Origin of the sequence: uncultured Bifidobacterium sp., assembly GCF_963540075.1 — a bacterium.
In the GTDB taxonomy this organism is placed as follows: Bacteria; Actinomycetota; Actinomycetes; order Actinomycetales; family Bifidobacteriaceae; genus Bifidobacterium.
Window position 1 is genome coordinate 1 of record NZ_CAUTOG010000055.1, and the last position, 7683, is coordinate 7683.

The window sequence follows — 7683 nt, forward strand, 5'->3', positions numbered from 1 at the left end:
CGGCATGTGCGGGAAACGGGCAGCTTGCGCGTCCGACGCGGTGCGGGCCGGACGCTCGCGTCTACGATGGTGCCGGCGGAGAAACGACGGCGTCGGCGTCTCAGGGTGCGCAACGACCCGTCCATAGAAGCGAAGGATGGCTACGATGCCGAGGATGTTCGGAACCGATGGCGTTCGCGGACTGGCGAACAAGGACCTGACGGCGCGTCTGGCGCTCGACCTGGGGGATGCGGCTGTGCGGGTGCTGGGAAATTCCGCGGGGGAGGGCCGTCCCGAGGGTCGTCGTCGTGCGCTGGTCGGTCGCGATACCAGGGTGTCGGGCGACTTCCTGGCTTCGGCGCTGTCGGCGGGGATGAGCGCCGGGGGCTTCGACGTCATCGACGCGGGCATCATCCCCACTCCGGGCGTCGCGTATCTGAGCACCGTGCTCAACGTGGAGATGGGCGCGGTGATATCCGCCTCCCACAACCCCATGCCCGACAACGGCATCAAGTTCTTCGCACGGGGCGGCTTCAAGCTTCCGGACGCCAAGGAGGACGAGATCGAATCCGTCCTCGGACAGGACTGGGAGCGTCCCACGGGGGCCGGCGTCGGACGCATCAGCCATGACATGGTGACCGCCACCAACCTGTACATCGACCACCTGGTCTCCACCATCGCTCCCATCGGATCGGACAAGGTCCAGCCCAAGCCTCTGCGCGGTCTCAAGATCGTCGCCGACTGCGCGAACGGAGCCACTTCGGTGGTCGCCCCGGAGGCCCTGCGCCGGGCCGGAGCGGACGTGAACGTCATCAACGCCTCCCCGGACGGCTACAACATCAACCGCAATGCGGGAAGCACCCATCCCGAGCAGCTCCAGGCGATGGTGCGCGCCTCGGACGCCGTCATGGGGGTGGCCTTCGACGGCGACGCCGACCGCTGTCTGGCGGTCGACGAGGACGGCACGCTCGTCAACGGCGACCAGATCATGGGCATCCTCGCCCGCGCGAAGAAGCGCGATGGCAAGCTCAACCACGACACGCTCGTCGTCACGGTGATGAGCAATCTGGGCCTCAAGCTCGCCCTGAAGGACATGGGAATCTCGGTGGCGCAGACGAACGTCGGCGACCGCTACGTGCTCGAGGAGATGCTGCGGGGCGACTATTCGATCGGCGGCGAGCAGTCCGGCCACGTCATCAACCGCGAGTTCGCGACCACGGGCGACGGCACGCTGACCGCGCTGACGCTGTGCGACGAGGTCGTGCGTTCGGGTCGGAGCCTCAAGCAGCTTGCGGCGGACTTCCCGCAGCTGCCGCAGCAGCTCATCAACGTGCCGCATGTCGACAAGCTGGCCGCACCCACGAACGCGAAGGTGCAGGCCGCCGTTGAGCGCGAATCCAGACTGCTCGGCGACACCGGCCGCGTGCTGCTGCGCCCCAGCGGCACCGAGCCCCTGGTGCGCGTGATGGCCGAGGCCGCCACCCAGAAGCAGGCCGACGAGGTCTGCCGCCGTCTGGCCGACGTCGTCGCCAGCGAACTGGCGCTGTGACCGTCCTGCGGTATTCCCGTGGCGTCGACGCATGCGAGATGTCGACGCGTGCGGTATATCGCATGCGGTATGCAGGGGACGTCGAGAAGGGCGATGAAACGCCGGATAGGAGAGGCGCTAAGTCAGGGCGCCGAACGACGTCAAGGCATGAGGAGTGAGGAGAGGACCACGACGGGAAAGACGGAGAAGCGCACGGAATTCGGCGCGCATGCGAGGATCGACGCGGAGCTCAACTCCGCGGTGGAGCGGCTTATCGCCACCGGCGGCAAGGAGGGCGTCCTGCCGATCGTGCAGGCGGGGGAGCCGGTGCTGCGGCAGAAGTCCGTGGCCTATGACGGCCAGCTGTCCTCCAAGACGCTGGCGAAGCTCGTGAAGGTCATGAGATCGACCATGCTCGAGGCCCCCGGCGTGGGTCTGGCGGCTCCGCAGATCGGCCTGGGCCTGGCCTTCGCCGTGATCGAGGACCATATGCGCGATGATGCGGACGACCCTCGGGAGATCGCCGAACTGCCGTTCCACGCCATCATCAACCCCTCCTACGAGCCCGTGGGGGAGGAGACGCGGAGCTTCTATGAGGGCTGCCTGAGCTTCGACGGATATCAGGCCGTGCGTCGGCGCTGGCTGGACATCGTCGCCCGCTGGCAGGACGAGGACGGCAGGTCCCATGAGGAGCGGCTGCATGGATGGCCCGCCCGCATCTTCCAGCACGAAACGGACCACCTCGGCGGCGAGCTGTACATCGACGGGGCCGAGATACGGTCTCTGACGACGTACGAGAACCTCGAGGACTACTGGTGCGAGAATCCGGTGCCCAAGGAGGCCGCGGAGCAGCTGGGGTTCGAGCTCTAGGGCCCGGAGGGCCGTCGTGGGATGCGGGGATTCAGATTACCGCATTCGGATCGCGGGTCCGGTCAGTCGTCGTCGGTGAAGTCCTTCAGCCATCCGGTCAGCTTCTTCCGTGAGGAGCCGAGGGAGAGCAGTCGCTCGGCGAGGCGACCGGCCTCGTGGCGGCCGAAGGCGCCGGCGTAGCGCTTCATCGCCCGGATGATGCGCGAATCCGTGATCTTCGGGTCGTCCAGACCCTGCAGCTCCGGCCCGTCCAGTCCTACGCCGCCGAGGATGGCATGCCTCGCCTCCTCGGGATGCGCGTCGGCGAAGACGGGGGCGAGGGTGAGACGGGCGCCCGGGAAGCGTCGCACATAGCGCCATGCCTCCTCGGCCAGCCCGTTGTCGAGCAGCAGACGTTCGTATGTGGCGTTGCGGGCGCGTCGCCCGCGCCCGTCGGCGTACTCGCTCACGATGGCCTTCACTTGGATCTCCCAGCGCCTGCCGCTGATCCGCCGAAGCGTGTCGAGAACGTCCATGCGTCGACGCCGCGGACCCGAGTCGACGACGCGCCGACGGTATGTCGCGCACAGCTCCTCGATCCGTCCGCCGCCGGCCAGGGCCATGTCGTGGAGGGACTCCCATCCGCGGGGGAGCAAAGCCGCGGGGAAGAGAACGGGGGCCATATCCGGCATATCCCTGAGGATTCCCGCGCTGAACCGGGCGAGATCATCCCAGCGCTGCTGCGAGACGAGCCGGGCGGCGTAGGCGTCCGCCATGGCCGGCACACCCCGGTTGCCGAGCAGCAGGCGGTCCGCCTCCGTGTCCTCCCCGCCCAGGCGCAGGAGGTCGTGGCGGAGCAAAAGCACCGAACGGTCGAAGCGCAAGCGCGCCCGACGCATGCAGGCCCGCAGGGTCAGCGTCTCGCCGTCGCGCAGAACGACCGTGGAGTCCGGGGCGGAACCGTCGACGCCGGCCTCCATCTCGTCCATGGCGCGCGTCGCGCGCGCGAGGGCGTCATAGGCGATGACGCGGGTGTCGTCCCACCGGGCGAAGGACAGCCCGCACGAGAGCACCATCGTCAGCTGCACGGGGTTGAGTCGCATGGGGCCGCTGCAGGCGGCATCGACGAGCATCGCCATGGCCTGCGCGGAGGTGGCCGTGCCGGCGTGCTCGGCGAGTGAGTGGAAGTACAAACGGATCTGCTGGATGAGCCGGATGAGGTAGTCGAACACCTCGTTGTCGTCGTCGTTGACCCGGCTGATGAAGTCCACGGTGGCGTCGAGGGCAAGGGTGAGGTTGCGGGCGGAATCCATCCAGCGCGAGCTTGACAGGGCGTTCCCGACGACCGCGTCCACGCCCGCCAGAGCCTGGGTGTCCATGCGGAAGACGGGGAGGTCGACGGTGCCGGCGTCATCGTCGTGCAGGTCGGCGTCATCGGGGTCCCAGTCGGGGGTCGGGTCGGATCCGGCGCCCGCGTCATCCGTCGCGTCCTCCGTGGTGCCGTGGTCCGCGGTGCCGTCCCCGTTCTCCCCGTCATCCATGGCGGAGTCGAGCGCCTCGAAATACCAGGTCATCGGGATGTCCATCATGTCCGACGCGTCCTCGGGCGAGGCGACCGCGCAGTCGCGGCGGTGCTCGTCGTCGATGGTGCAGATGTCCGGGATGAGATGGTTCCACAGGAAGGTCGGTCCCTCGAGTCCTCCCATGCCGACGATCACCTGGCTGACGAAGACCTCGAGATCGTGCACCGCCTCGCGCGGGTCCGCGGAGAGACGCAGCGAGGGGTCGGCGGGATGCAGCTGGGCGACGCTGGCGGCGACGGGGGAGAGGGCGCAGAGGTTCTCGAACTCGTCCGGATCCCTCCAGGAGTCCTCGGCATGGGCGGGATCGTGCGTTTCCGCATGGTGCCCTGTCCTGTCGTCCTGACTCTTGTCATGCCGTGTCTTGTCATCCCGCGTCTGATCGTGCCGTGTCCCATCATGGGATGGGACGGCATGGGAGTCGGGGTCACGCGAGTCCGCGTCATGGACGGGATTGCGGCGTGCGGCGTCGTGAGAGGAATCCCCGCTTCTGGGCGTCCCCGGGCCCTTCTCGCCCGAATCGGCCGCGTCCCCGGAGGGATGTCGTGCATCGTCCGGCATGATGTCCTCGTTCCTGGTGAGCGTCGGTGATGAATCGTCTGCTGGCCGTACGCTCCACCTTATCCCGGTCCTGACGGCGGTGCGGGGTGTGTCCGCAGACCGCGGAGAGACGAAACGCGCTCCGACGATGGTCGGAGCCGCCGTGGGCGAGACGGACGTGCCGGGCGGCGTGCGGGGTCAGTCGGGTCCTGTGACGACATCGGTCGCCGTCAGGACGTCTCTCGCCCTGATCAGTCCTGACCCAGTGCGGCCGCGGCGTCGGAGATCTTCGTGGCGGTGGAGTCGAGGGTGGACACGGCCTTCTTGACGGCGGCGCTGGGGGAGGTCCCCTTCAGGGCGTCGGCGCCCGTGCCGATGTTTCGTCCCGTGGCCAGCAGAGCCTTGAGCGAAAGGATTCTTGCCGTGGATGCGGTGCTTCCGTCGGCATTGGTCTCGGCCGAATCGAGGGCCTTGTTCCCGGCTGCGATCGCCTCATCAAGGCGCATGCGGGCCGCGGTCAGAGAGGAGGAAAGCTCGGAGGCGGCCCTGGCCTTCTGATAGTCGCGCAGTTGCGTATCGAAGGCGGTGAGGGTGTTGCCGAGCATGTCGGCGCGGGTGGTCATGGTGTGTGTGGAGAACCGTATGGAGGAGACGTCGGACCAGGAGGCGCATTCGGGCTCGCCGGCGGCCATCGCGCCGGCGGCGCGGTTGCGTGACTGGGAGACGGCCGTGAGCAGCGAAGAACCTTCGGATGTCTCGTCGAATCCGGCGGTGACGCTCAGTTTGTTGAGGTCGGCGACGCGCACGGATGTGCGGTCGGCCTTCGAGACGAGATCCGAGATGCGGTCGCGCTGATCGGTCCATGAATTCAGGGCCGTCGAACAGGCCGAGGCGAGGCGGTGACGCGCGATGGCGTTGGGCGCGAGGCTGGCAAGCAGTGCGGCGACTGCCACGATCGCCACGACGAGAAGCACGATTCGATGGGCGGGAATCGGACGACGGGGACGCGGAGCCGCCAAGAAGGGGGCGGATGCGCGCCGGGCGGCGAGGAATGCCGCTCCATGGATTCCGGTGCCGGTCGCACGACCCGCGGTCGTGACGGTGGGGAAGACCTCCGTCGGCGTTTCGTCCCTGTTGACCATGACGGTCACGCTCCTCGTCATTCGCTCTCCCGGCGGTTCCGCTGCGGTGTCGTGCGTCATTCCGGGGGAACGCGCACGTTCCACGGCCCATCCTAGATAGTCCCAACCGGACAGGGTCGGCGTCTCGCCGGTTTTGGCCATTGCGCCATGCGGAATTCGCTCGGCGTTCATCTGGCTCGGCGTGCTTCTCGGGGAGGGGTAGGGATGAGGGGTCAGGGGTGGAGAAATGGAGGAGTGTCTGGAGGTGCGTGGCGTGCGCCGGATTCTGATGATGCTCGGAGGTTCCTGTGATGGGTGGCAAGGAGCAAGCGACTGAGAATCGTCAGAAGGTACGCGTTCCGGTGAGATGCTCGAGGAGATCCGGTGGCACCGGACGGTCGAGCGTCAGAGTGGAGATCACGACGCGGTTGTTCGTGCCCTCATGCCTGTTGACGGATTCATGGGCGTCGGCGATGTGGGACGCCATGCCGACGAAGTAGTATCCCGTCTCATTCGTCTCGGCCTTGCGTCTGATGAAGACGGGAACGATATGCGTGCCGGTCCAAGCCGACGTGCCCTGCGTTCCGTCGAGCAGCCACTGGTATTCCGGAGAACGGAGATTGCGGTTGTTCTTGCTGTACCACAGGATGCGTGACGGATCGAGGAACCTGTCCTCGTACTGGCTGGTCGCGTATTTGATGAAGATCGGGAGCGTCGAGGTGAGCAGATCCAGCCTATATCCGCCGACGTTCTGTGCGACCTGTTCCGAGGACCATCCGCACAGGCGCATGACGTCGAAGATGCCGTATTTCTCCCCGCGAATGAACCCGCAGGCGGAGATGTCCTTACGCGGAAGGTTGTCAAGAAGCCCGTGAGCATTCGCCAGGGAGGCGCGGAGGGTGTCGAGGAAGAACGTCCGGAAGGTGTCGTTCCCGCGAATCCATTCGATAAGCGTGTCTGTCAGTCGGATTCGGTCGTTCTCCTCCCGGTGGATCACGGGCGTGTTCCGGAAGCGTTTTCTGTTGGGTGCCGTGAAATACGTGTACTCGAGGACGGATAGAGCCGAATGCCATTGGTCGTCCGAATCATCGGCCGTCGGGAATTCGCTGGCGAGGTGATCATGCAGCTCCTGCATGGCGACGCCCCGGTCGGTGATGATGGGAACGGGAGATGGAAGGCGGCGACGGCCGGACGTCATATCATCACCGTCGGCGTCACGGGGCATTCCGCACAGCTCCGCGAGGGCCAGAGCCTCATGTGGCCGTAGACCCCGCAGGAGCACCGCAGTGAGCATCGTCAGCACCCCCTCCTGCTCGGGGGTCGTTGCACCGGGCAGCCACATGTCGCGGCGAGTGGATTTTCTTCCCAGGCTGGCTTCGCGAGATCGGACGAAGGCCAGATAGTTCCTGGACTTCATCGCCATCGTCGTCACCAGCGAGGGATCGTGGTTCTGGATGTCCATCAGCAGCGGGATGCGGTTGAGCTCGAATCTCAGATCCCGGTATCTGTCGGTGAGAAGCGTCATGTTCGACAGATCGGCCGTCGCCAGAGATTCCAGCACCTTCTTCTGCGCGATGGGATCGAAGCTTATCGAGCTCAGTCCTATGACGTTCCTCTGCATGTTGCGCCGCGCTCTGTCGCGATCCCCGGTGTTTCCGTAGAGGGCGATGGGGATGAGATAGTTCGTGGCGTAGTTGCCGATGAAGTCGATGACGACGACGGAATCCTTGCCGGCCGTCCAGCGCAGGCCTCGTCCCAGCTGCTGCGTGAAGATGATGCTGGACTCCGTCTGCCGAAGCATGACGATCTGGTTGATGGAGGGGATGTCGATCCCCTCGTTGAACAGGTCCACGGTGAGCAGGTAGTCGAGGCGTCCGTTCTCGAGATCGTCGATGGCCTGCTGACGTTCGTTCTGGGGCGTCCCGCCGTCGATTGCCCGCGTCCGGTAGAGACGTTCCGCCTGCTGGTTGAACTGCTGGTTGAACAGTTCGGAGAGACGATGGGCCTCGTCGCGCCGGCTGCAGAACATGAGTCCGCGTACGGGGACGTCGGCCTGTCCGTAGATCTGCAGGGCGTCGACGATGTA

Annotated in this window: 5 protein-coding genes; 2 read left to right on the forward strand and 3 right to left on the reverse strand. The window is 66.2% G+C overall.

All coding sequences use genetic code 11. The annotated features are described in order from the left end of the window. Nucleotides 1-145 precede the first annotated feature (145 nt). Together glmM and RWX87_RS06105 are read left to right on the forward strand one after the other, a co-directional pair. Nucleotides 146-1528, forward strand: coding sequence for a phosphoglucosamine mutase (glmM, locus tag RWX87_RS06100; protein ID WP_314688658.1), 1383 nt, complete (start codon nucleotides 146-148; stop codon nucleotides 1526-1528). A 147-nt stretch (nucleotides 1529-1675) separates the two neighbouring features. Continuing rightward, a complete protein-coding gene (locus tag RWX87_RS06105) occupies nucleotides 1676-2377 on the forward strand; it encodes a peptide deformylase (RefSeq protein ID WP_314688659.1) in 702 nt (233 codons plus the stop codon). Nucleotides 2378-2439: 62 nt separating this feature from the next. On the opposite strand, the gene RWX87_RS06110 is transcribed toward RWX87_RS06105, so the two are convergent. The 3 genes from RWX87_RS06110 to RWX87_RS06120 all read right to left on the reverse strand — a co-directional run. Further along, on the reverse strand, nucleotides 2440-4497 hold the full coding sequence (locus tag RWX87_RS06110; RefSeq protein ID WP_314688661.1) for a hypothetical protein: 2058 nt from the start codon (nucleotides 4495-4497) through the stop codon (nucleotides 2440-2442). A gap of 230 nt (nucleotides 4498-4727) precedes the next feature. Further along, the gene (locus RWX87_RS06115) at nucleotides 4728-5639 is read right to left on the reverse strand and encodes a hypothetical protein (RefSeq protein WP_314688663.1); all 912 of its coding nucleotides are present in this window, start codon (nucleotides 5637-5639) and stop codon (nucleotides 4728-4730) included. Between the two features lie 301 nt (nucleotides 5640-5940). Further along, nucleotides 5941-7683: DUF3427 domain-containing protein (locus tag RWX87_RS06120; RefSeq protein ID WP_314688665.1), on the reverse strand; the 1743-nt coding region annotated here is incomplete at its 5' end.